Annotated in this window: 19 protein-coding genes, 1 tRNA gene and 1 pseudogene; 10 read left to right on the top strand and 11 right to left on the bottom strand. The window is 70.7% G+C overall.

The window, feature by feature from the left end; translation table 11 throughout:
* Positions 1 to 13: 13 nt before the first annotated feature.
* The 5 genes from ACQEVU_RS51065 to ACQEVU_RS51045 are packed head-to-tail and all read right to left on the bottom strand — an operon-like array spanning position 14 to position 5,773.
* The gene (locus ACQEVU_RS51065; RefSeq protein WP_433337784.1) at positions 14 to 1,534 is read right to left on the bottom strand and encodes a peptidoglycan D,D-transpeptidase FtsI family protein; all 1,521 of its coding nucleotides are present in this window, start codon (positions 1,532 to 1,534) and stop codon (positions 14 to 16) included.
* Complete coding sequence (locus ACQEVU_RS51060; RefSeq protein WP_433337782.1) at positions 1,531 to 3,036, bottom strand: FtsW/RodA/SpoVE family cell cycle protein; 1,506 nt, start codon at positions 3,034 to 3,036, stop codon at positions 1,531 to 1,533. Before ACQEVU_RS51060 ends, ACQEVU_RS51065 begins: the two co-directional genes overlap by 4 nt.
* 31 nt (positions 3,037 to 3,067) lie before the next feature.
* Complete coding sequence (locus ACQEVU_RS51055) at positions 3,068 to 4,477, bottom strand: PP2C family protein-serine/threonine phosphatase (protein WP_433337780.1); 1,410 nt, start codon at positions 4,475 to 4,477, stop codon at positions 3,068 to 3,070.
* Positions 4,474 to 4,953, bottom strand: a complete 480-nt coding sequence (locus tag ACQEVU_RS51050) for an FHA domain-containing protein FhaB/FipA (RefSeq protein ID WP_433337778.1) — start codon at positions 4,951 to 4,953, stop codon at positions 4,474 to 4,476. The genes ACQEVU_RS51055 and ACQEVU_RS51050 overlap by 4 nt, the downstream gene beginning before the upstream one ends.
* A 40-nt stretch (positions 4,954 to 4,993) precedes the next feature.
* Positions 4,994 to 5,773: an FhaA domain-containing protein gene (locus ACQEVU_RS51045; protein ID WP_433339727.1), complete on the bottom strand. Its 780-nt coding sequence runs from the start codon at positions 5,771 to 5,773 to the stop codon at positions 4,994 to 4,996.
* Between the two features lie 165 nt (positions 5,774 to 5,938).
* Between ACQEVU_RS51045 and ACQEVU_RS51040 the strand changes: the two genes are divergently transcribed.
* The 3 genes from ACQEVU_RS51040 (at position 5,939) to ACQEVU_RS51030 (ending at position 8,289) form a co-directional block, all read left to right on the top strand.
* Positions 5,939 to 6,021 (top strand) — tRNA-Leu (locus tag ACQEVU_RS51040).
* A gap of 380 nt (positions 6,022 to 6,401) precedes the next feature.
* A complete protein-coding gene (locus ACQEVU_RS51035; RefSeq protein WP_433337776.1) occupies positions 6,402 to 7,475 on the top strand; it encodes an NAD-dependent epimerase/dehydratase family protein in 1,074 nt (357 codons plus the stop codon).
* Between the two features lie 7 nt (positions 7,476 to 7,482).
* Positions 7,483 to 8,289, top strand: a complete 807-nt coding sequence (locus ACQEVU_RS51030; protein ID WP_433337774.1) for a WecB/TagA/CpsF family glycosyltransferase — start codon at positions 7,483 to 7,485, stop codon at positions 8,287 to 8,289.
* A gap of 640 nt (positions 8,290 to 8,929) precedes the next feature.
* On the opposite strand, the gene ACQEVU_RS51025 is transcribed toward ACQEVU_RS51030, so the two are convergent.
* The 4 genes from ACQEVU_RS51025 to ACQEVU_RS51010 form a co-directional block, all read right to left on the bottom strand.
* Positions 8,930 to 9,226: a hypothetical protein gene (locus ACQEVU_RS51025; RefSeq protein ID WP_433337772.1), complete on the bottom strand. Its 297-nt coding sequence runs from the start codon at positions 9,224 to 9,226 to the stop codon at positions 8,930 to 8,932.
* 395 nt (positions 9,227 to 9,621) lie between these two features.
* On the bottom strand, positions 9,622 to 10,143 hold the full coding sequence (locus ACQEVU_RS51020; RefSeq protein ID WP_433337770.1) for a hypothetical protein: 522 nt from the start codon (positions 10,141 to 10,143) through the stop codon (positions 9,622 to 9,624).
* A gap of 175 nt (positions 10,144 to 10,318) precedes the next feature.
* Positions 10,319 to 10,546 carry a DUF397 domain-containing protein gene (locus ACQEVU_RS51015; RefSeq protein WP_433337768.1) on the bottom strand — a complete coding sequence of 76 codons (228 nt, stop codon included), beginning with the start codon at positions 10,544 to 10,546 and terminating at the stop codon, positions 10,319 to 10,321.
* The gene (locus ACQEVU_RS51010; RefSeq protein WP_433337766.1) at positions 10,546 to 11,346 is read right to left on the bottom strand and encodes a helix-turn-helix domain-containing protein; all 801 of its coding nucleotides are present in this window, start codon (positions 11,344 to 11,346) and stop codon (positions 10,546 to 10,548) included. The genes ACQEVU_RS51015 and ACQEVU_RS51010 overlap by 1 nt, the downstream gene beginning before the upstream one ends.
* A 363-nt stretch (positions 11,347 to 11,709) precedes the next feature.
* On the opposite strand from ACQEVU_RS51010, the gene ACQEVU_RS51005 reads away from it, so the two are divergent.
* Positions 11,710 to 11,994, top strand: a complete 285-nt coding sequence (locus ACQEVU_RS51005; protein WP_433337764.1) for a hypothetical protein — start codon at positions 11,710 to 11,712, stop codon at positions 11,992 to 11,994.
* 60 nt (positions 11,995 to 12,054) lie between these two features.
* Here ACQEVU_RS51005 and ACQEVU_RS51000 read toward each other — a convergent pair whose 3' ends face one another.
* Positions 12,055 to 12,957, bottom strand: a complete 903-nt coding sequence (locus ACQEVU_RS51000) for a PASTA domain-containing protein (protein ID WP_433337762.1) — start codon at positions 12,955 to 12,957, stop codon at positions 12,055 to 12,057.
* A 149-nt stretch (positions 12,958 to 13,106) separates the two neighbouring features.
* Between ACQEVU_RS51000 and ACQEVU_RS50995 the strand changes: the two genes are divergently transcribed.
* The 4 genes and pseudogenes from ACQEVU_RS50995 to ACQEVU_RS50980 all read left to right on the top strand — a co-directional run bounded on the left by ACQEVU_RS50995 (position 13,107) and on the right by ACQEVU_RS50980 (position 20,018).
* Positions 13,107 to 14,489: a hypothetical protein gene (locus ACQEVU_RS50995; RefSeq protein ID WP_433337760.1), complete on the top strand. Its 1,383-nt coding sequence runs from the start codon at positions 13,107 to 13,109 to the stop codon at positions 14,487 to 14,489.
* Positions 14,490 to 14,655: 166 nt separating this feature from the next.
* The gene (locus ACQEVU_RS50990) at positions 14,656 to 16,755 is read left to right on the top strand and encodes an MMPL family transporter (RefSeq protein ID WP_433337758.1); all 2,100 of its coding nucleotides are present in this window, start codon (positions 14,656 to 14,658) and stop codon (positions 16,753 to 16,755) included.
* 71 nt (positions 16,756 to 16,826) lie between these two features.
* A pseudogene (locus ACQEVU_RS50985) lies at positions 16,827 to 17,045 on the top strand (helix-turn-helix domain-containing protein); the annotation flags it as partial.
* 891 nt (positions 17,046 to 17,936) lie between these two features.
* Positions 17,937 to 20,018, top strand: a complete 2,082-nt coding sequence (locus ACQEVU_RS50980) for an ATP-binding protein (protein ID WP_433339726.1) — start codon at positions 17,937 to 17,939, stop codon at positions 20,016 to 20,018.
* A 513-nt stretch (positions 20,019 to 20,531) separates the two neighbouring features.
* Here the strand turns inward: ACQEVU_RS50980 and ACQEVU_RS50975 are convergent.
* A complete protein-coding gene (locus ACQEVU_RS50975; protein ID WP_433337756.1) occupies positions 20,532 to 21,020 on the bottom strand; it encodes a MarR family winged helix-turn-helix transcriptional regulator in 489 nt (162 codons plus the stop codon).
* A 97-nt stretch (positions 21,021 to 21,117) separates the two neighbouring features.
* On the opposite strand from ACQEVU_RS50975, the gene ACQEVU_RS50970 reads away from it, so the two are divergent.
* Positions 21,118 to 21,693 (top strand): YceI family protein, encoded by a 576-nt coding sequence (locus tag ACQEVU_RS50970; protein ID WP_433337754.1) that lies wholly within the window; start codon positions 21,118 to 21,120, stop codon positions 21,691 to 21,693.
* A 182-nt stretch (positions 21,694 to 21,875) separates the two neighbouring features.
* The gene (locus ACQEVU_RS50965; protein WP_433337752.1) at positions 21,876 to 23,351 is read left to right on the top strand and encodes a glutamate-cysteine ligase family protein; all 1,476 of its coding nucleotides are present in this window, start codon (positions 21,876 to 21,878) and stop codon (positions 23,349 to 23,351) included.
* The last annotated feature ends 21 nt before the right edge of the window (positions 23,352 to 23,372 follow it).

Genomic DNA, 23,372 nt, shown 5'->3' with positions numbered 1-23,372 from the left:
GTCGCGCACCTCATTATCGAATGCCCTTTTCGTCCGCGTATGCCTTCATCACCAGGCCGGAGATGCGAGCCGCCTCGGCGCTGCCACCTTTGCCAGCGTTCTCGAGGAAGACCGCGACCGAGATGACCGGCTTGCCGTCCTTCAGGGCAAAGCCGATGAACCAGCCGTGGTCCTCTGCGTCCTCACCGTCCTGCGCCGTACCGGTCTTACCACCGACCTGCAAACCCGAGATGCGCGCGCTCTTGCCGGTGCCGTCGTCGGAGCTCACGACGCTGAACATCATGTCCTGCAGTTCGTGGGCGACGTCGGCGCTGATGGGGGTGCGCAGCGTCTTGGGTTCGGTGTGGTCGGCGATCGACAGGTCGGAGTTCTGCAGCCGGTCGACAACGTAGGGCCGCATCTGCTTCCCGTTGTTGGCAACCGTCGCCGCAATCATGGCGCCTTGCAGCGGAGACATCTTCACCTCGCGCTGTCCGATGCTCGACTGAGCGACGGCAGGCGGGTCGACGCGGTTGTCCGAGCCGGCGGTCATCGGGCCGGTGTGGCTGGCCACGATGCCGCAGTAGTTGTGATCCTGGTCCTCGACGAAGCGGGGCTCCTGCTCGAAGCCGAAGGCCTGGGCCATCGCCTTGAGCTTGTCAGCGCCCACCCGCTCGACGCCCATCCGGGCGAACACCGTGTTGCAGGACACCGTCAGGGCCTGGCGCACGGTGATCTGGTCGGGGCAGACGCCGGTGTGCGAGTTCTTGATCTGGAAGTCCGAGACCTGCGGCGGCTTGTAGAGCTCGCCGCCCTGCACGATCGAGTCGGGCGTGAGCGAGGAGTCCGCCGTCATCGCCGCCGCCGAGACGATGACCTTGAAGGTCGAGCCCGGCGGGTAGATTTCCGACACCGCGCGGTTGAGCAGCGGCTTGTTGGGGTCGGCGTTGAGCGTCTTGTAGGCCTGCGCCGCGGCGGAGGTGTCGTGGCTGCTCAGCTGCGACGGGTCATAGCTGGGCAGCGAGACCTCGGCGAGGACGGCGCCGGTGTTCGGGTCCATCGCCACGACCGCGCCGCTCTTGACCTTGAGCTTGTTGGTGCCCAGCGCCTGGTATGCCGTGTCCTGCGTAGCCTTCGACAGCGTCAGCAGCACGTTGCCGCCGGCCGGCTCCTTGCCGGTGAACATCCCGGCGATCCGGTCGGCCGCCTGCTTGTCCGAGGTGCCGGTGAGGAAGTCGTTGTTGAGCTTCTCGAGGCCGGTCGCCCCCAGGTTGACCGGCTTGTAGCCCAGCACGTGCGCGTACTCGTCCTTGCCCGGGTACGTCCGCAGGTACTTCAGCGAGTCGCCGGTGGCCTGCGAGTCCGCGAGCACCGTGCCCTTGGCGTCGGCGATCTTGCCGCGCGGCCGCTCGTACTCCGTCGCTTGCACCCGCCCGTTGTGCTGGTCGGTGCGGTAGGCATCGGCCATCACGACCTGGCGGTAGTTCAGGTTCAGGAAAAGCAGGGCGAACAGGACCAGGACGACGACGCCGACCCGGCGCAGCGGGGCGTTCATCGGACAACCTCCGTGGGCATCTCTTTGATCTGGACCGGCGCGCCGCCGCCCCCGCCGGTGGAGATGCCGCCGAGCCCGATGGACGGCGGACCGGCCGCCGGGCGGCGGCCCGCGTCGGAGATGCGCAGCAGCAGGCCGATCAGCAGCCAGTTGGCCACCAGTGACGAGCCGCCCGCCGAGAGGAACGGCGTGGTCTGACCGGTCAGCGGGATGAGCTGGCTGATACCGCCCACGATGACGAACACCTGCAACCCGATCGTGAACGCGAGGCCGCCGGCGAACAGCTTGCCGAAGGAGTCGCGCACGTTGATGGCGGAGCGCAGGCCGCGCTCGACGAGCAGCACGTACACCACCAGCAGGGCGGTCAGGCCGAAGAGCCCGATCTCCTCGCCCATGCCGGAGAAGATGAAGTCGGTGCGCACCTCGGGCACCTTGGTCGGCTGGCCGGCGCCCGGTCCGGTGCCGGTGAGCCCGCCCGTGCCGAGGCCGAGCAATGACTGGACCAGCTGGTAGCCCTTGTTGTTCGCGTCGCCGAACGGGTCGAGCCAGGTGGTCGCGCGCTCGGAGAAGTTGAGGAACGGCCCGCCGATCGTCTTGCCCAGGAAGTACGCCAGGAAGGCGCCGCCGAGGAACAGCACGAGGCCGATGAGCAGCCAGCTGACGCGCTCGGTGGCGATGTACAGCGTGACGACGAAGAGGCCGAAGTACATGAGCGAGGTGCCCAGGTCCTTCTCGAACACGAGCACGAGCAGCGACATCAGCCACACGCCGACGACCGGCCCGAGGTCGCGCCCGCGCGGGAAGTCGATGCCGAGGAACCGCTTGCTCGCCAGCGACAGCACCTCGCGCTTGCGCACCAGGTAGTAGGCGAAGAAGACCAGCAGGCAGATCTTGGCGAACTCGCCGGGCTGGATCGTGAGGCCCGGCAGCTTGATCCACAGCTTGGCGCCGTTGATCGACGAGAAGCGGGACGGCAGCACGGCCGGGATCATCACGAGCACGATGCCGGCGAGGCCCAGCGTGTAGGCGTACCGCGAAAGGGACCGATGGTCGCGCACGATCGCCAGCAGCACGATCGCGCCGACGACGGCGACCGCGGTCCAGCCCAGCTGGCGGAAGCCGTCGCCGCCGAAGACGCTGAGCTCGGCCCGCTGCGGCGCCTTCACGCCGGCCAGGTCCAGCCGGCGCAGGAACGCGACGCCGAGGCCGTTGATGAGCGCGACGGCCGGCAGGATCACCGGGTCGGCGTACGGCGCGAGGAACCGCACCGCCACGTGCGCGAGGCCGAAGATCAGCGCGATGATCGCGATCTGCACCCAGAAGTCGCCGGTGACCTCGCCGATGGCATTGCCCTCGACCACCGCGGCGAACACGGTGAGGATGCCGATGACGAATACGAGCAGCGCCAACTCGACGTTGCGCCGGGTGCGCGGGCGGGCGGGCGCGGAAACGCCCGCTCCGCCGCCCGTGGGCGACGGAGCCGGGATGGCGGTGGCGGTCACGAAAAACTTCCTCTTTGCCTCAACACGTCATTCAGCAGTTGGCTGCGGGGGTCTGGGTAGGCGTGGAGGTCGGAGTCGGCTCCCCCGTCGCCGACGGCGGGCTGGCCGGGACGCTGGCGGGCACGCTGGCCACGCCGCTGACGGAGGTCGGCACAGAGACAGACGCCGTTGCCGAGTCCGAAGGTTGCGCCGTCGGGCACGCCTGCTTGCGGGCCGGGTTGGTCGGGTCCTCGAGGTCGGCCATCTTCGACTGCGCCTGCGCCAGGCTCTCAGCCTCGATGCCCTGCTTGACGTTGCCCTGCGCGGCCGGCGTGAGGTCGTCCAGGGTGAGCGTGGCGCTCTCCTGGTACACCGACGACAGATGCAGCCACGCGACCTTGCCCGGCACGCCCTTGAAGATCGCGACCCGGCCGCTGTCGGTGGCGCCGACGTAGTAGCGGGACTGGGTCACGCTCCAGCCGTACCAGAGGCCGCCGCCGAGCAGCCCGAGCAGGACCACGAGGAGGATGGCCGTGCGCAGCGGGTGGCGCCGGGAGCGCGGCTCCGACTCCTCCCGGTTCGACACGGCGGACCCGCGGGCCTCGGCGTCGTCCTCGGGCACCGGCGGGCGCGGCGCGGACAGCGCGGCGCCCCGGGCCGAGGACATCGACTGGTCGGCCGAGGTCGCCATGCCCCGGTCCTGGGCGGCGGCGCCGCCCACGATCGGCCGCTCCTCGACGATGTCCTCGTCGGTGACGTCGGCGACGATCACGGTGATGTTGTCGGGCCCGCCACCGCGCAGCGCGAGCTCGATGAGCCGCCCGGCGCACTGGTTGGGGTCGACGTACTCCCGCAGGGTCGACTCGATGGTCTCCGCGCTGACCACGCCGGACAGGCCGTCGCTGCACAGCAGGTACCGGTCGCCGGGCTTGACCTGGCGGACCGAGTACTCCGGGTCGGCATCGCGGCCGTCCAGCGCCCGGGTCAGCAGGGATCGCTGCGGGTGACTGTTGGCTTCCTCGAGGCTGATCCGGCCCTCGTCGACGAGCATCTGGACGTATGTGTCGTCCTTGGTCACCTGGGCGAACTCGCCGTCGCGCACGAGGTACGCCCGCGAGTCGCCGATGTGGACCATGCCCATCTTGGAGCCGGAGAACAGCATGGCGGTCAGGGTCGTGCCCATGCCCTCCATGGCCGGGTTCTCCTCGACCGCGTCCCGGATCTGCTGGTTGGCCAGGTCGACGGCGCCCCGAAGGGTGTCGATCATGGCGTTACCGGGCACGTCTTCGTCGAGCGGCGCCATGGTGGCGATGACAATGTTGCTGGCGACGTCACCGGCGGCCATGCCGCCCATGCCGTCGGCAACGGCCAGCAGCCGCGGTCCGGCGTAAACGGAGTCCTGGTTCCCGCTCCGGATCAGACCGCGGTCGCTGCGAGCCGCATAGCGCAAGGTGAGGGTCATGGCCGTAACTCGAGAGATGTGCGGCCGATGCGAATCGGCACGCCGAGGGGGACGGGGGTAGGTGCGCTGACCTTGGTCTTGTCGAGGTACGTCCCGTTGGTCGAACCGAGATCCTCGAGATACCACTGGCCGGCGCGCGGCACCAGGCGGGCGTGCTTGGACGAGGCGTAGTCGTCGGTGATCACCAGCGTCGAGTCCTCCGCCCGGCCGATCGTGATGGGCGCCTCGCCGAGTGTGATGCGAGTGCCCGCCAGGGCGCCGGCCGTGACGAAGAGCTGGTTCGCGGTCTTACCCCGCTTGACCTTCGCCGGACGGCCGGGAGCCGTCATCGCACCAACCCCCCGGGGTGCGGCGACGATCCGGCTCGAACGCGAGCCCGCGAAGAGGTCCCGGCGGATCACTCCCACCACCGTGAACACGAAGATCCACAGCAGCACGAGCAGCCCGTACCGGGCAACCGTGATGACGAAGTCCATTTACGACGCGCTCATTCAGATCCGCCTACGTGAAGTACGGTCATCCATCCACGCGGTAGGTCAGCGTGGTCGTGCCGAGCTGGATCATGTCACCGGGGTTCAGCGCAACCGCGGAGACGCGCTGTCCGTTGACCATCGTGCCGTTCGTGGAGCCGAGATCGGTCAGCACGACCTGCGCCCCGTCGAAGTCGAGCCGCGCATGGCGACGCGAGATCCCAACGTCGGGGAGCCGCATGTTGGCCTGGTCGCCCCGGCCGATCACGGTCGAACCGATCGACAGAGGGTAGCTTCGGCCGTCGCCGGACACCAGTCGTACGTTGCGCGCCGGGCCGCCGGGGCCGCCGGGCGGGGGGCCGTAGCCGCCGCCACCCTGGTTGTAGCCGCCATACGGGTCCGGGGGCGGCGGCTGGGCCACGTCGTTGCCGGTGTAGACCTCCGCGGTCACCCGGAACATGCCCGTGTCGAGCCCGTCGCCGCGCTCGATCTCGACGATGACGTCGCCGTACACCGTCCAGCCCTGCTCGCCGATGAACTCGGCCTGCGACTGGGCGAGCTCCTGCGCGAGCGCGGCCGCATACGGCGCCAGCCGGCTGTGGTCGTAGGGCGACAGGTCGATCACGTAGCGATTCGGCACGAGCGTGCGCCCGCCGGCCAGAATCGCCTTGTGGGCTTCCGCCTCCCGTTGCATGGCGTTGAGGATCTCCACGGGGTGGACGACCCCCTTGAAGACCTTGGCGAAGGCCCCCTCGACCAGGCCCTCTAGGCGCTTCTCGAAGCGCTGCAGCACACTCACCGGTTCCTCCTCGGGTTCCGAGGTCATGATGGTATCCGGACGTCGCACGCCCGTATGCAAGCTGACCGGCTGGCCCGTGCTACTCTTCCGTGGCGCCCAGGGAAGCCTAGTGCCTACCCGGTGATTCTGCCGAGTGGGAGTTAGGTTATGCTCTGACGCGCCGGACCAACGAGGTCAAACTCAATGGTCCAAGGGGAAGTGGCGGAATGGCAGACGCGCACGGTTCAGGTCCGTGTGCCCGAAAGGGCGTGGGGGTTCAACTCCCCCCTTCCCCACCGCCGCGGGTGGCTCCTGCTTCGTGGCAGGAGCCACTCGCCGTTTGCGGCGGTGGATTCCTCCGCTCGCTTCGCTCGCTGCTAGTGGGGGAGCTTCGCTCCACCCACGCCCCCTCACGCCGGGTTGCGGTTCGGGGGTCGCTTGCGGCCCCATCGCTTGCGGCTGCTCATCGCTTGCGGGTCTTCGTCGCTTGCGGGTTCCCGTCGCTTGCGGATGGCCTTCGCTTGCGGGTCTTCGGCCCTTAGCGGGTCTTGTCGGGTGCGGTTCTTGGTTTGCCGGTCGTGTTTTTGACTCGGGTTCGGTGTCAAGGGGGGCACCTGGGGCCACGGTATGCTCCGGAACGGTCCGACTACGCCGTCGTTCTTGGGGAGTTCTGCTCGTGAGCGTTGCACTGGTCACCGGCTCGGCCGGCCTCATCGGCTCCGAGGCGGTGCGTCACTTCGCCTCCCTCGGGCTCGATGTCGTCGGCATCGACAACGACATGCGGAAGCGCTTCTTCGGCGCGGAGGCATCCACCGCGTGGAACGTCGTGCGCCTCACGAGCGACCTCGGCGAGAGCTACACGCACCACGACGTCGACATCCGCGACCGCGACGCCGTCGCCGGGATCTTCAAGCGCTACGGCAAGGACATCGCGGTCGTCATCCACACCGCGGCCCAGCCGTCGCACGACTGGGCGGTCCGCGACCCCTTCACCGACTTCGACGTCAACGCCGGCGGCACGCTCAACCTGCTGCAGAACGTCCGCGAGCACTGCATCGAGGCCCCGTTCATCCACTGCTCGACCAACAAGGTCTACGGCGACCGGCCCAACAGCCTCCCGCTGCGCGAGCTCGACAGCCGCTGGGAGATCGAGCCCGGCCACGAGTACGAGAACGGCATCAAGGAGGACATGTCGATCGACGCCTGCCTGCATTCCGTCTTCGGCGCCTCCAAGGTCGCCGCCGACGTCATGGTGCAGGAGTACGGCCGCTACTTCGACATGAAGACCGCCTGCTTCCGCGGCGGCACCCTCACCGGCCCGGCGCACTCGGCCACCGAGCTGCACGGCTTCCTCGGCTACGTCATGCGCTGCAACATGGAGCGCCGCACGTACAAGATCTTCGGCTACAAGGGCAAGATGGTCCGCGACGCGATCCACTCGCACGACGTCGTCGCCGCCTTCGAGGCCTTCTTCCGCAGCCCGCGCTCCGCCGCCGTCTACAACCTCGGCGGCGGCCGCCACTCCAACACCTCGCACCTGGAGGTCTTCAAGCTGGCCGAGCGCATCACGGGCCAGGAGATGATCACCGAGTACCACGAGGCCAACCGCGTCGGCGACCACATCTGGTGGATCGGCTCCAATGAGCGCTTCCAGCTCGACTACCCCGACTGGAAGCAGGTCTACGACGTGCCCATGATCTGCCAGGAGATCTACGAGGCCAACGTCGACAAGTGGACCCCGGAAGCCTGAGCCGGCCGTGATCGATCAGGGCAAGCGCAACGTCCTCGGCGTCGAGGTCAGCGCCGTCGACTACGACAGCGCCGTCGACAAGGTCATGAGTGCCGCACGCGAGTCCCGCCCGCTGGCGGTGACCGCGCTGGCCGTCCACGGCGTCATGACGGGCGTCCAGGACAAGGCCCACGGCGCCCGCCTGAACTCCTTCGACCTGGTGACCCCGGACGGCCAGCCGGTCCGCTGGGCCCTGAACCTGCTCCACCACGCCCAGCTCGCCGACCGCGTCTACGGCCCCGACCTGACCCTGAAGGTCCTGGAGGCCAGCGCGACGGAGGGCCTGCCGGTCTACTTCTACGGCTCCACCCAGGAAACCCTGGACCGCCTGGCGGCCAAGCTCAACGAGCGCTTCCCGGCACTGAAGATCGCCGGCATGGAGCCCTCGAAGTTCCGCCCCGCCCAGCCCGGCGAGCCCGAGCAGATCGCGGCCCGCATCAAGGCCTCGGGCGCGCGGGTCGTGATGGTCGGCCTCGGCTGCCCGCGCCAGGAGATCTTCGTCTACGCGATGAAGCACCTGGTCGACGCCCCGATGCTCGCGGTCGGCGCGGCGTTCGACTACCACGCCGGCGGCCTGAAGAACCCCCCGCCGTGGATGCAGCGCAACGCCCTGGAGTGGCTGTGGCGCCTCGGCCTGGAGCCCAAGCGCCTGTGGCGCCGGTACATCCTGCTCAACCCGAACTACCTGGCCCGCCTGGGCGCTCAGAAGGCCCACCTCTGGCGCGCGGCCCCTCCGCCCCCGGCGACTGAGCCCCTGACCACGTTCGCCGTCTGACGGCGGCGGCCGGCTTTTTCGACAAGTCGGGCGCTCCGCGCCACGACTTGTCGGATTTATACCCCGACGACCTCTAAATCGTCACCAAGGGTGCATGGGCAGTTGGGGCGCCCATGGAGGGCGGAGCGTGGCTGCGGTCGCCGCCACCCCGGCACGGCTTCCTCGGCACGCCCGGCACGGCTTCCTCGGCACGCCCGGCACGCTTCCTCGGCACGCCCGGCACGGCTTCCTCGGCACGCCCGGCACGGCTTCCTCGGCACGCCCGGCACGGCTTCCTCGGCACGCCCGGCACGGCTTCCTCGGCACGCCCGGCACGGCTTCCTCGGCACGCCCGGCACGCTTCCTCGGCACGCCCGGCACGGCTTCCTCGGCGCGCCCGAAGCGGCCACGTGCGGGCGCCCACAACGCCCGAACAGGCCCAGTGCGATTGCCGCTTCTCGGTCGCACGGCCGGCTTCCCGCAGCGCCCGGACGGCCTCGGTGCGCTCGCCGGGTTGAACCTTCCCCACAAACGCCGATGGGCGCCCTCGGGCGCCCACTCGTGCGTTCCGGCCGTCTCAACCCGCGAGACAAACCGTTAATGTCCGAAATATCACACCAAAGCGCGGATCACGCGCGGCGCGGGTGCCGACCTCCGAGGGTCAGCGGCCGGTGATCGCGTCGACCTTGGCGGTGCGGCGCTTGAAGGTGCCCCGCTTGTCGAAGGCCCGCTCGGCCGGCCACAGCATGAGCGCAAGCGGCGCCGCGATGTACCAGCGGTCGAGCATGACGTAGGCCACGATGTTCGCGACCACGCCGAGCACGTAGAGCCCGATCAACCAGTCGACTCGCTTCTCGCCCAGGCCGCGCTTGTGATAGGCGTCCAGGACGCCGAACGCGCCGACGCTCAGGGCGAGCAGGCCGACGCCGCTCACGACAGCGAAGATCAGATCGGACACGTCACTCACCCTTGACCACCCTTGCCTTCCCCGTTACCACCGAGAACTCGACCCAAGCTAAGCGGACATTTCAAGATCGACCATCAACTTTGCGACATGCCGTTGGACCAAAGGTGCGCGACCAATCGGACATTCGGCCGATATGACTGATCTTGCGCAACCGCCCAAATCGGCCGCTCAACGGCGGTCTTGAGGCAGTTCCCCGTCCGGATCGCGAGCGCCGGCCGCGCACGCATGGGGTCGAGCCAAGGCTCGGAAGAGGCCGGCCGAGTACCGACGGGCCCCGGCCGCGCAACGCACCCGGAGCCCGTCCGACCTCCCCAGGTCGAGTCCTCCCTGCTTTCTACAGGGTGTGGATCGACCTGTCGATAGACAGGCAGGTGCACGCGTTCGCGCTACTTCAGCGGCCGCGACTCCTGGGAGTAGATGAGCTCCAGGATGCTGCGGGCCGCCTCGAACCACCGGTCCAGCCAGTCCTGCTGCGGCATGGTGCCCTTCGGCGGCAGCTCCATGAGCAGGCCGCGCAGCAGCGGGTGATCGGCCATCGAGCCGCTCGGGGTGTCCAGCCACGAGTCTCGGCCGAACATCGGCTCCGTGAGCGGACCTCCGCCGAGCGGGCCGCCACTCAGCGAGCTGCTGCCCAGCGACCCGCCGCTCATCGAGCCGCCGCCGAGCGACCCTCCGGTGAGCGGGCCGAGGTCGGCGACGAGCGAGGACTCGGGGAGCTTGGGCGGCGTCATGTCCAGCGGCATCGACGCCCGGTCCAGCGGCGAGCCGTTGCGGGGGGACAGGTCGTCGAGCGGCCCGTCGCCGATGCCGTCCCGGCGACCGCCCGGACGGTAGCTACCCAGTTGCCCGGAGAAACGGTCGTCGGTCTTCGACGATCCGTTGCCGAAGTTTTCGGGGCCAATGTTCACGGTAGGAAGCCTTATCTCACTCGGGGGGAAGTACCGCAATCGGTGCGATTCGCGGCACCCATACCTACAACGACGGTCGCGGTACAACGGCCACGCCGAACCAATAAAAACGGCCGGCCCGCCCCGCAGGCGTTACGCCGCGGAAACGGGCCGGCCAGTCGCGCCCGGCGTCGTGTCACGCCAGGTCGAACTCCCCGTCCTTGGTGCCGTCGACGAAGGCCAACCACTCCTCCGGGGTGAACAGCAGCACCGCACCGGCCTTGTCCTTCGAGTCGCGGAGCGCCACCGCCCCGCCGACGAACGCGACCTCGACGCAGTTGTCCGAGTACGGACCGCTGCGGGTGCTCTTCCGCCACGCGGCACCCTCGAGGTTCACGTTGAAGCCCTTGGCTTCGATTTCCACTACAGCTCCTTTGTCAGCTTCACGAACATCGACACCGACTCGTCCGGACGGAGTGCGTTGGCGCGCAAGTAGTCAAAGATGAATCCGTAGCGCTGAAGCTCGTCGTCCTTCTCGAGAAAGAGTCCACCGGCCGCGTTCGATGCGAACACGAAGTTCTGCCCGGCTGACTCGTCGTACAGCAACATCGTGAATGCGCCGTCCATCCCGGCGTGCGCACCGGCGGAGAAGGGCAAGACCTGCAGGGTCACGTTCGGCCAGCTCGCCGCCAAGCTCAGATGCTCAAGCTGACGCCGCATGACCGCCCTTCCACCGACCGGGCGGCGCAGGACTGCCTCGTCCAGCACCAACCAGAGATCGATCGGGTCATCCTGAGTGAGTAACGACTGTCTGCCCATCCGGACACGCACCCGTTTCTCGACGTCTGTGGCACCGATGTCGGGGCGGGCGGCGAGGATCATCGCCTGGGCGTACTCCTCGGTCTGCAGCAGGCCGGGTACGACGAGAGCCTCGTAGGAGCGGATGTGGTCGGCGGCCGCCTCGAGCCCCACGTAGGCGCTCGTGAGCACGTCGCCGTACAGCTGCCACCAGCCCTTCTGCCGCGCCTCGCGCGCGATCTTCAGCAGCTGGTCGGCGTACTCGGGATCCACGCCGTAAATGTCGAGCATGTCGCGCACGTCCCGCGGCGTGACGCCGGTCTGGCCGGTCTCGATCCGGGAGATCTTGGAACCGGAGCATTCCAGCCGCTCGGCGACCTGGTCGATGGTCACGTGCGCGGCCTCCCGTAGCCGCCGCAGTTCCATCCCCAGCTGCCGGCGCCGGAGGGTCGGACTGCCTCGTCGACTTGCCACGTGTGTCGTACCTCCGCGCCGCGGGACCTACGTAGATAACTTACGTATGGATCAGCGCAACATCGTAAAGCCGCGCAAGGCGACGAGGCACGACAATCGACGGCTCATACATGCGGTGGAAATTTCGTCCTGCAAGTTGCATTGATCGGCGATCTCAGGCAACCTGTGCGTGTGGCTGGGGTCACGGATTGTTCATTTGCGGGTTCAATCCACCCCGGGGCGGATGCAGCGACAAACGATCGAACCGATCGGCGGTTACGGCGCCGCGCCCGTGACCGACCTTCCCCACCAGCCGACGGAAGACGGGAGTCCCACGTGTTACCGAGAACCGGTGACGTGCTGCGAGTGACCAAGGCCGCGAGTGTCCAGTTCACGCAGCCCATGCTGTTCCGGGTGATCAGAGTGCACGACTGGCAGACATATGACGGCTGGGCCTGGCTGGACGGGTACCAGCTCAATGCCGCCGGCGACGCCGTGGAGCGTCGCTCGATCTTCGTCCAGCTCCAAGGTCTGCAGCCGGGCTTCGTGGCCCGGACCCAGCGCGCCGCCACCCCGGCGCCGACGACCGCGCGCCCGCCCATTCCGGTCGCGGTCGGCTGAACGCGAGTCGGCCACCCGATCGCCCCGACGCGGGGGGCGCTCGGGTGGCCGGCCTTGTATTTACGTATTCGCCGGGCTGGGCGAGCTGCTGGCCCGCGGCTTCGAAGGCGCGGGCGACGGCGGCGCCGCGACGATCAGGGTGACAGTGTCCCCGGCCGTGACCGTCGTACCCTCGCCGGGCCGGGTCGAGAGCACCTCGCCGGCCGGCAGCGAGGCGTCGGCCCGGCGCTCCACGGCGACGTTCAGCCCGAGCACCTGCAGCTTCACCGTCGCCTCGGCCAGCGCATCGCCCCGCAGCGGCGGGATGACCACCTGCCCCGCCGGCGCGCTCGACGGCGGCTCCGACGACGGCGGCGGGGACGACTCCGGCGGCGGGGTGCTCGCCGGCACCGGGGGCGCCGGCGCGGCGGTGGCGACCGACGGCTCCTCCCCGGCCGGCGCGTTGTTCCCGTTCGCAGTGGCGCGGTATATGAGGTACAACCCGACGCTCAACGCCGCGACGAGCACCAGCGCGACGATGCCGACGATCACCGGGGTCAGCCACGAACGCCCCTGGTACGGATCCTCTTCCTCCACCCACTGCTGCTGCGGCGCCGCCCGCCGCAACGCCTCCTCGGGCGAGGGCACCCCGGCTCGCGCCGACCACCGCTCCCCCTCGTCGGCCGCCGGCTGCACCCGCGTCCCGTCGCCGGCCCCCTGCACCCTCGTCGCGTCGGGCTCCCCCGGCCGGTGCGGCTGCGTGGCGTCGGGCTCCCCCGGCCGGTGCGGCTGCGTGGCGTCGGGCTCCGGGGCCCGGTGCGGCTGCGTCGTCTCGTCGCCCGCCGCGGGCTGAGGCCGCGTCGAGCCGCCTCGCACGCGCGGATGAATCTGCGTGGCATCGGCGTCCGACGGGCCCGTGGGGCCGGAGGCAACCGTGGGCTCATCGCCGTGCGGGTCGGGTGAACGGTCCGCGCTGTTCGACATAGGTCCAGTTCACCACCTTGTCCGACTTGTCCGCCCGCATGCATCAACCTGCCCATTGGTGAACGCTCCTAACACGGGCGCCGGTTGGCCGCTGACGTTCCGCCGACTAGGACTCGCCGGGGTGGACGGCTGGGCGTACGCTGCGCGGCATGGCGGCACGAAGCTGGGCAACCTCAATATTCACGGCGATCGGCGTAGCGGCCGGCGCGGGTGCCGCGCAGCTCGGGCTGGGTTATGGCCTCGGCATCATCTCCTGGCAGCCGACCGGCAGCAGCGCCACCGTCTGGGTGAGCAGCCTGGCCTGGGTGGCGTGGCTCGCCGCGTCCTCGACGGTCATCGGCGCCATCTGCGCCGACCGGCTCGCCGGCGCGGGCACCCCGGTCCCGGCCGATCCCGACAGCATCGGCGGGCAGGCCCTCATCGCCGCCTGGCGGGTGGTCATCGCGCTCGCCGCGGCCGTCGGATCGCTGATCATCGTGCCGCTGGTCGCAATACCGGCCCGCACGCCGCGGCCGGACAACGCCGCCCCGTACTTCACCGCCGGCGGCTACGCGATCGCCGGCCTCATCGTCGGCCTGCTCATCGCCGTCGGCGCGCTCGCCGCCCGGGCCATCGCCGCGAACATCATCGCCTCGTCCGCCTGGCTGTGGACGCTGGCCGTCGTCGCCGTCGCCGACGTGGTGCGCGCCGACGGGGACACCGCCACCGCCGCCCAGCTCGGCACCTGGCAGTTCACCGACGCGACCTGGGTGAACGGCATGGTCAACCTGCCCGGCGCCCTGCTCATGCTCGCCATAGCCCTGGTCATCGGCGCCCTCGCCGCCTGGCCGGCCGGCCGCCGCGGCGACAACCGCGTCGGCGTGGCCGTCTCCGGCGCGACCGGCCCGCTCCTGGTGGCCCTCGCCTACTTCCTGGCCGCGCCCGCGCTCGGCGAGCACGACCAGCACCTGTCCGCGTTCGTCATCGCGCCGTATGCGGTGCTCGCCGGCCTCGCCGGCTCCGTCATCGTCTCGGCGATCGGCCCGCGCGGCTCCCGCGCCAAGGCCCGGGCCGTGCGCCGCGCCGCCGCCGAGGAGCGCGACGCGCGCTCCGCCGCCGAGTACTCCGACTGGGCCGCCGCGCTGGCCGAGGCCGACGCCGCCGACGACCGCCGCCGCCCGAGCGACGACAACGCCGACTCCCCGGCCGAGCCGGTCCACGCCTCCGCGAGCCGCACGCGGGAGCCGGTCTCCGTCGGCGCCGAGCTCGACTCCGCGACCGACCTCGAGTCCGACGCCTACGCCCCGTCCCGCGCGTACGGCGGTAGCAGCGAGTCGGCCACCGGCCGCACCTACACGTCGGACGCCGCCAAGCGCGCCTACGCCGAGGACACCGTCGATGAGGAGCCGGCGCCGGCCCCGAGCGCGTCGACGACGAGCTCCGGCCGCGCCGCCGTCGCCCCGCTCTGGCCCACCGAGGCCACCAGCGGCGACTCCTCGCCGTCGAAGCCGTCATCGCGCTCCAAGCGCGGCCGCGGCAAGCCCACCGAGTAGCCCGACCCCGGCAAAGCAGCTTCAGGCTGGGCCGCGGCAAGCCCGCCGAGTAGTCCAAGCCCGGCAAAGCAGCTCCGGTGCGGGCAAAGCTCGGCGGGTCGAGGGAGGGCCGGGCCGCCGGGATGGAGGATGTCCCGGCGTACGTGAGGCGTGCTTGCATAGCGCCGTGTTCGCGAAACTCGGGGCGGTCATGGACCGCGGTCGCTGGCTCGTCGCCGGCGCCTGGCTGGTCGCCACGATCGCCGGCGCCGTCTTCGGCGGCGGGCTCTTCGACCGGCTGACCACGACGGACACCAACCGTCCCGACAGCGAGTCCGCCGTCGGGCAGGCGCGCATCGACCAGCTCGCCCCGACCGGCTCGCTGGTGTGGGTGGCGATCGAGGGCCTCCCGCCGTACGACCCGGGGCTCGTCGCCACCGTCTCCTCCGCCGCCACCGACGTGCGCGCCATGCCGGGCGTGAAGGAGGTCAACGACCTCTACACCGGCGTCGGCGGAAGGATCGGCGCCGACAACAACAGCGTGCTGGTCCAGGTCGAGCTCGACCCGTCGCTCGCCGAGGCGCCGCGCGAGGCGCTCGAGGACCGGGTCAAGGCGCGCCTCGAGCAGATCAAGGCGCCGACCGTGAAGGTCGGCGGCACCAAGCTCGCCGAGCGCGCGTTCGCCGACCAGTCCGTGCACGACCTCGCGATCGGCGAGAGCGTCGCGTTCGCGGTGCTGCTCGTCGCGCTGTTCCTCATCTTCGGCGGGGTCGTCGCCGCAACGCTGCCGCTGTCCGTCGCGATCGCCGGCGTGACCGGCTCGCTCCTGCTGCTGCTCGGGATCAGCTACGCGACGAAGGTCAGCGAGTACTCGCTGAACGTCGTGACCCTGCTCGGCATCGGCCTCGCGGTGGACTACTCGCTGCTGATCGTCGCGCGGTACCGCGAGGAGCTGCTCCGCCACGATCCGCACGAGGCGCTGGTCGTCGCCGTCGACCGGGCCGGCCGCGCGGTCGCGATCTCCGGCCTCGCCGTCATGCTGACAATGGCCGGCCTGACCGCGTTCGCCGAGCCGCTCCTCGCCGCGGTCGCCCTCGGCGGCGCCGCCGTCGTGGCGGTGGCGACGCTGGCCGCGCTCACGCTGGTCCCGGCGCTCATCGCCCTGGCCGGGCGCCGCATCCGACCCCAGGGCGAGGGTTTCCGGCTGCCCTTCAAGCCCCGCCCAGGTGTACTCGCACGACTCGCCACCCGCGCGCAACGCGACCCGGCCCGGGTCGCCCTGCTCGCGACGCTGGCCCTGCTGATCCTGGCCGCACCGCTGCTGGGCGCCAACCTGGCCAACTCCGACGCCCGCGCGCTGCCGCGCAGCAACGAGGCTCGCCAGGAGTACGACATCATGGCTTCGAAGTTCTTGAACCACGAGGCCGAACCGGTCGTGGTGCTCATCCAGGCCGGCCCGGAGCGGGCCGAGGTGCGCGACCTCATGAACCGCATCGGTAACCAGCTGCAGGCCGACCTGCTGCGCCAGGACGTGCGGGACAAGGTGCCCGCCGGCTGGACCATCCTCGAGCTGACCCCGAAGGGCGGCGTCGGCGGCGAGGAGGGCTACGACCTGGTCCGCCGCGTCCGCGCGATGCCCACCCCGTTCGCGAAGTGGGTGACCGGCCCGGCCGCCGAGGTCGTCGACTACCGCGAGTCGCTGGCCGCCCGGCTGCCCATCGCCGCGTTGATCGTGCTGCTGGTGACGGTCGTGATGCTGTACCTCCTGACGGGCTCGGTCGTCATCCCGCTCAAGGCCGTCCTCATGAACCTGCTGACGCTGGCCGCCACCCTGGGCGTTCTCGTGGTCGTCTTCCAGTGGGGCTGGGGCCAGATCCCGCTCTTCTTCGACTCGTGGGGCGGCCTGGACCTGACCACGCCGGTACTGCTGTTCGTCTTCGTCTTCGGCCTGTCGATGGACTACGAGGTGTTCCTGCTGGCGCGGATCAAGGAGGAGTACGACCAGCGCCCCGACACGGCCCGCGCCGTCCTGCGCGGCATCACACGCTCGGGCCCGGTCGTCACGGCCGCCGCGATCTGCATCGGCATCGTCTTCCTGGGCTTCGCCGCCGGCGGCCTGGTCGCGGTGAAGGAGATCGGCGTCGGCATGACGGTCGCGATCCTCATCGACGTGACGATCGTCCGCGGCCTCCTCCTGCCGGCCCTCATGGCCATGCTGGACACCTGGAACTGGTGGTCCCCGCGCTTCCTGCGCCGTGAGGACCGCCCGGAACCGGTCCGAACGTGACATATTGACAACGGTCGTGGTTCCGACGCCCGCCTGTTTCGGGCCCCCTTCCCCCCGTACCCTTCCAAAACATGTCTCCAGTTGCGGATCATGATCCGCGAAGCGCCGGAGCAAGCTTTTCCGCGATGCTGCGGGCGCGCCGCCTCGCCCGGGGACTGACCCAGGACGAACTGGCCGCCCGCGCCCACCTGGGCGTGCGGACCCTGCGCGAACTGGAGCGCGGCCGGGTCGCCCGGCCGCAGCGCAACACGGTGGCCCTGCTCGCGGACGCACTGGCCCTGACCGGTCCGGAGCGCGAGTCGTTCCTGATCGCCGCCCAGGCGCCGTACGACACGGCAGGTTCTTACGCCACCTTGCCGCCACAGCGCAGCCCGCGCGGGCGGCCAGGGGCACCGTCCACTCCCGGCTCAGCGGCCCGCGCTACGGCGGATGGCGGCCGCCACGCGCGTGATCCGGCGGTCATGCCGGTCGCCGAGAGTGGAAAGCCGTCTTCGGGCACGCTGCCGCTGCCGACGTTGCCTCCGCTCATCGGCCGCGACGCCGACGTGGCCGAACTGCTGGCGCTGCTCGGCGTGCCAGCCATGAACGACGCAGCGCCGACCGCCGCTGCACCCGCCGGCCCCGCTGCACCCGCCGGGTCCGCTGCACCCGCCGGGTCCGCTGCGACGGCCGGCCGCGCTACGACCGTCGGCGCTTCTGGAACCGCCGACGATCCCGCGACGGCCGGCGTCGCTGCGACGACCGCCGCTCCTGGCACCGCCGGCGCTCCTGGCACCGCCGGCGCTCCTGGCACCGCCGGCGCTCCTGGCACCGCCGGCGCTCCTGGCACCGCCGGCGCTCCTGGCACCGCCGGCGCTCCTGGCACCGCCGGCGCTCCTGGCACCGCCGGCGCTCCTGGCACCGCCGGCGCCGCTGCGACGAGCGGCAACCCCGGAACGGCGAGTGACCCGGGAGCGGCGACTGACCCGAGAGCGGCGAGCGACCCGAGAGCGGCCGAAGAACCGGGAAGAGCTGGAGAACCGGCAGCCGCCTGGGGATCTGCGAGCCCCGAGGACCCCAAGACGGCTGCGGGCGTGGCGTTTGCGGGCCGCCCAGCGGCCGGATCAACGAGGGCGGACGGGGGCATCGGGCCGCCCGAGCTGGCGCCCGGGACGACCGCGGAGATCATCGCACTGATCGGCATGGCTGGAGTCGGCAAGACCGGGCTGGCTCACGCGGTTGCGCATTCCGCGGCGGCGGCCGGCTGGACCGCCGTCTCCATCACCATCACGAATATATCCCAGCCCACCGACATTTTTTCCGCCGTCGCCGCCGTCTTCGGCGTCGCCCGGGTCGATGAGCTGGTCGAACGGTACGCGCGCCGTCGCGCCGAGCGGCCCGCGCTCCTCGTGCTCGACAGTGTGGACCGGTCCCCGCGGGCCACCGTCGAGGCCATCTCCTGGCTGCGCTCGCGGCTGCCGACCGTGCGCATCCTCGTCACCTCGCGGCGGCCGCTGGCGGCGGAGGTTCCGGGCGCCGCGGACTGGCAGGTACTGCCCCTGGAGACGGCGGCGGCCGAGGCGGACCTCGACGTGACCGGGCTGCGGCGGGTGCCGGCCGTCGCGCTGTTCGTCGAGCGCCTACGGCTGGTGCGTCGCGAGCCGGCCCGGGACGACGAGATCCCGACGATCGCCGAGCTGGTACGGCGGCTCGACGGCCTGCCGCTCGCGATCGAGCTCGCGGCGGCCCGCGGGCGGGTGCTGGAGCTGCCGGAGCTGCTGTCGCGGTACGGTAACCGGCTCTTGGATCTTGCCGCGACGGACCCGGCGGGGCAGCGGCTGCGCGATGCGGTCGCGGCCAGCTATCAGCTGCTCGGGGATCTGGAGCAGGCGGCGCTGCGGCGGCTGTCGACGTTTCGCGGGCGGTGGTCGGTCGAGCTGGCCGAGGCCCTGCTCGACGGCGTGGTCGAGGACGTCGAGGCCGTCCTGGACCGGCTCGTCGGGCTCGGGCTGCTGAGCGTGCGCGGGCCGGGCGACCTGCGGTTCCGGCTGCTCGACGTGGTGCTCGACTTCGCCGCCGAGCAGTGCGCGGACGCCGGGGAGCTGCGAGCCGCCCGGCTGCGGCACGCGCAGGTGATCACGCACGTCGTCGTGCGCGTGTCGGCCGGGCTGACCGGGCCGGACAGCGCGGCCGCCGTGTCCCGGCTGGACTATCTGAACAGCGATATTCGTACGGCGCTGCGGTACGCCGCGGTCCGCGAACCCGACCTCGCCCTGCGCCTGGCGGGCGCGATCCCGCGCTGGTGCCGGCTGCGCGGGCGCGACGTCGAGGCGCACCAGCTGCTGCGCCGGCTGCTGGACGACCCGCGGACGCGGGAGTGCGATCCAGGCGTACGCGCCTGGGCCCAGGTCGGCGCGGCCATGCTCGCCATGGCGCACGGCCGCGGCGTCAACGAGCTCTTCGCGACCGAGTCGGCCCTGCTCGTGCTCGAGGCCCGCGGCGACGTCATCGGCGAGCTCACCGCGCGGGCGCTGCTGGCCGGGATCTGGCAGGCGCTCGGCGGCAACGACGAGGCGCGCCGGCACAACGAGCTCGTGCTGGGCCTGGCCATCCGCACCGGGCGCGTGCGCGAGATCGCCGTCGCGCAGAACAACCTCGCCTGGAACGACGTGCTCGGCGGGGACCTGGCCACGGCCGCGCGGCGGCTGGCCGGGGCCGGGCGGCGGGCGCTCGAGGCCGGCGACACGCGGATCCGGGCGCTCGTCGAGGCCAACCTCGCCGAGGTCGCACGCTTGGACGGGCGGTTCGACGACGCGGTCGCGCTGGCCCGGCGGGCCGCGGCGGCGATCGCCGAGGTGGGGGATCCGACCCATCGCGTACGCGTACTGGGCACCCTCGGCCAGGCGTTCGCCGAGGCGGGGCGCGCGAGCGAGGCGGCCGCCGTGCGGGAGGAGCTCTCCGCGGTCCCGGGCAGCGACGGTACGGCGGCCCTGATCGACGGCTACCTCGCGCTCGCGAGCGGCGACCACCCGGCCGCGGCGGACGCGTTCGAGTCGGCGGCGAACCTGCTGGCCGGCCGCGACGACGTGCGTGACGTGCTGGAGGCGCTCACCGGCCTGGCCGCCAGCGCCGAGCCGCCGCGGCGGGCCCGGGCCCTCGAGGAGCTGGCCGGCCTGCGCCGGCGCGGGCGGATGGCGCTGCTGGCGCGCGAACACCGGCTGCTGTCGGCCCTGAAGGGCACGGACGAAGACCCCCTGGCTGCGTTCACACGCCTGCCCACCTAGCTTCGTCCGTGCCGGCCCCACCGGGGCGCGCTGCACCTCCCCGGCCGACGACGCTAGCCCAGCCGCAACCGCTCAGAACCGATTTTTCCGACTTGTACCCCAGTCAGACCCAGACCTGCCGGTGTTTCTGCCGGTAGGCGCCTTGACCCACGGTTCCGAATGTTTCTCACGTTCCGCAAGGATCCGCGACCGGTCGGACGGCATCGTCGCGGCCACTGAAGCGCCCCGAAGTGCGGCCGCCGCATTGTCGGCGCATATCCGATATTTCGGACATGCGCGGCGCAGGAGCTACGAAGTGCCATGTTTCCCGTGAAACCATCACAAGTCACGCAGCGCGATCGAGCCGCTACGCTGGGCATGCGCACACCGCCCGGCTATATGTTGAAATATCGGATTTGTCGGGCGCGGGGTTTGCGCCCGACAAATCCGGCGTCAACCAACGACCCGTCCGTCAGACGTACACATCGGAGATAGGGTCAACCGCCGGGAGGCGAAGGAGATGTCGAGCCGGTCTCAGGCCGCGGGGCGCATCGACGCGGCGCCCGAGGTGGCCTCCGGGCGGACCGCGTCGCGGATCGTGCGCAGGCCGGTCAGCAGCGACTCCAGCGCCGCCGGCGACAACCGGCCCGTGAACCACTCCTCGATCAGCGCGAGGTGGCCCGGCAGCACCTCCCGCATCTTGTCCAGGCCGGCCGGCGTGATCACGGTGAACGAGCCGCGGCGGTCGGTCGGGCAGGCGCGGCGCGTCGCCAGTCCGTCGCGCTCCAGGCGGTCCACCACCCGGGTCACGCCGCTGGTGGACAGGCCGGTCTGCGCGGCCAGGTCGGTCATCCGCAGCTCGCCGCCCGGCGAGCGGGCCAGGCGCACCAGCACCTCGAAGTCGACGTTGCCGAGACCGTGCTCGGCCAGCTGGACGTTGAGTCGCGCGTTCACCCCGGAGAAGGCCTCCACGAACAGGCCCATGGCGGTGATTCGCGGATCCTCCAGCATTTCGTCGGTCACAGTGCGAGTCTACCAGAGAACTTGACGAACGAGAGTCTGTCGTGTGTATATTTGCGGTGGCAATCTTCTTCAGAACCGCACAACCGAGGGAGTCACCATGACGGCACCCGCGAACACCCGCGAGTACAACGGTCTCACCATCCCGACGCCCGGCAAGTTCGAGCTCGACCCCGCGCACACCCGGGTCAGCTTCACCGCCCGGCACATGATGGTGAGCAAGGTTCGCGGCGGCTTCACCAGCGCCAGCGGCAGCATCGTGATCGCCGAGGACCCGCTGCAGTCGCACGTCGAAGTGAGCATCGACGCGGCCAGCATCGACACCGGCGTGGCCGACCGCGACGGCCACCTGCGCAGCCCGGACTTCCTGCACGTCGAGCAGTGGCCGGCGCTGACGTTCAAGAGCACCCGCGTGGTCGGGCTGTCCGGCAACGAGTTCAAGCTCATCGGCGACCTCACCATCCGTGACGTCACCCGCGAGGTCGAGCTCGACGTCGAGTTCGAAGGCCACGCGAAGAGCCCGTGGGGCCAGGAGGTCATCGGCTTCAGCGCGACGACCGAGATCGACCGCGAGGAGTTCGGCATCACCTGGAACCAGGCCCTCGAGACCGGCGGCGTCCTGGTCGGCAAGAAGGTCAAGATCGAGATCGGCGCCGAGGGCGTCCGTCAGTCCTGACCCGAAAAGTGCAAGACCGGCACCAATTGCCGGAGTTTGACCATCGTGCAGAGGGTGGGCGAAATCTCCCACCCTCTGCAAGGTTTCGCTCACCCTCGGCTGACATGATGCCCGCTTTGTCCCTAGCGGTACATCTGGACTGCTCCTAACGTGAGGGGTCCAGATAGGGCCAGGGGGCAGGCATGGGCCAGGACGTCACACGGGGCTCGTTCTCGCGTGAGGACCGTGCTCGATATCGGCGAAAGGTACGCCGATGCCTGGACGTCTTCGCACTCATGCTCAACGATTTCCGGTTCGACTCCGACCGGCCGATGACCGGCCTGGAGATCGAGGTCAACCTCATCGACCCGGACGCCCAGCCGGCCATGCGCAACGCCGAGGTCCTCGCCGACCTCGCCGACCCGTCGTTCCAGACCGAGCTGGGCCAGTTCAACCTCGAGATCAACGTCGCGCCGCGCGTGATCGAGGGCGACGGCCTGGACGTGTACGAGCGCGAGCTCCTCGCGAGCCTCGTGCACGCCGACGAGCGCGCGCACAAGTCCGACGCCCGCCTGGTGCTCATCGGCATCCTGCCCACGCTGCGCCCGGAGCACCTGGTGCTGGCCAACATGTCGGACAACCCGCGGTACCGGCTGCTCAACGACCAGATCATCAACGCCCGCGGCGAGGACATGACGCTCGACATCCGCGGGCAGGAGCGGCTCGAGGCCCAGTCCGACTCGATCGCCGGCGAGTCCGCGTGCACCAGCGTGCAGTTCCACCTGCAGGTCGCGCCGGAGGAGTTCGCGCGGTACTGGAACGCCTCCCAGGCCATCGCGGGCATCCAGGTCGCCGTCGGGGCCAACTCGCCGTACCTCTTCGGCAAGCGGCTCTGGGCCGAGACCCGCATCGCGCTGTTCGAGCAGGCCACCGACACCCGGCCCGAGGAGCTCAAGGCGCAGGGCGTGCGGCCGCGGGTCTGGTTCGGCGAGCGCTGGATCACCTCGATCTTCGACCTGTTCGAGGAGAACGTCCGCTACTTCCCGCCGCTGCTGCCGATCACCGAGGACGAGGACCCGGTGGCCGTGCTCGAGGCCGGCGGGGTGCCGCGCCTGGGCGAGCTGCGCCTGCACAACGGCACGATCTACCGGTGGAACCGCCCGGTGTACGACATCATGAACGGCCGTCCGCACCTGCGCGTCGAAAACCGGGTGCTCCCGGCCGGCCCGACGGTGGTCGACCAGCTCGCCAATGCCGCGCTGTACTTCGGCCTCGTCCGCGAGCTGTGCGAGCAGGACCGCCCGATCTGGACGCAGATGTCGTTCTCGGCGGCCGAGGAGAACTTCCACACCGCCGCCCGCGAGGGCCTGGAGGCGCAGGTCCGCTGGCCGGAGCGCGGCGAGGTCGGGGTCGCCGGCCTGGTGCTCGACGAGCTCCTGCCGCTGGCCGCCACCGGGCTGGACCGCTTCGGGGTGCACCCGGCGACGCGGGACCGGCTGCTCGGCGTGATCGAGGGCCGCTGCCGCACCGGGCGCAACGGCGCCGCCTGGCAGACCGAGGTCGTGCGGACCCTGCAGGAGCGGCACGGGCTGGACCGGCCCACGGCGTTACGCCAAATGCTGCAGCGGTACGCCGAGGGCCTCCACGAGAACGTCCCGGTCCACACCTGGCCGGTATAGCAGCCGGTCTAGAGCAGGTCT

This window comes from Dactylosporangium sp. CA-139066, from assembly GCF_050936175.1.
GTDB lineage: Bacteria > Actinomycetota > Actinomycetes > Mycobacteriales > Micromonosporaceae > Dactylosporangium.
The sequence above is the reverse complement of the archived record's forward strand: the minus strand, read 5'-3'. Positions and strand labels throughout refer to the sequence as shown.

Coding starts and splice junctions, on each gene's coding strand:
- ACQEVU_RS51065 (WP_433337784.1), bottom strand. CDS start 1,534: ATGAACGCCCCGCTGCGCCGGGTCGGCGTCGTCGTCCTGGTCCTGTTC.
- ACQEVU_RS51055 (WP_433337780.1), bottom strand. CDS start 4,477: ATGACCCTCACCTTGCGCTATGCGGCTCGCAGCGACCGCGGTCTGATC.
- ACQEVU_RS51050 (WP_433337778.1), bottom strand. CDS start 4,953: ATGGACTTCGTCATCACGGTTGCCCGGTACGGGCTGCTCGTGCTGCTG.
- ACQEVU_RS51045 (WP_433339727.1), bottom strand. CDS start 5,773: ATGACCTCGGAACCCGAGGAGGAACCGGTGAGTGTGCTGCAGCGCTTC.
- ACQEVU_RS51010 (WP_433337766.1), bottom strand. CDS start 11,346: ATGGAACTGCGGCGGCTACGGGAGGCCGCGCACGTGACCATCGACCAG.
- ACQEVU_RS51000 (WP_433337762.1), bottom strand. CDS start 12,957: ATGTCGAACAGCGCGGACCGTTCACCCGACCCGCACGGCGATGAGCCC.
- ACQEVU_RS50995 (WP_433337760.1), top strand. CDS start 13,107: ATGGCGGCACGAAGCTGGGCAACCTCAATATTCACGGCGATCGGCGTA.
- ACQEVU_RS50980 (WP_433339726.1), top strand. CDS start 17,937: ATGGCTGGAGTCGGCAAGACCGGGCTGGCTCACGCGGTTGCGCATTCC.
- ACQEVU_RS50970 (WP_433337754.1), top strand. CDS start 21,118: ATGACGGCACCCGCGAACACCCGCGAGTACAACGGTCTCACCATCCCG.
- ACQEVU_RS50965 (WP_433337752.1), top strand. CDS start 21,876: ATGGGCCAGGACGTCACACGGGGCTCGTTCTCGCGTGAGGACCGTGCT.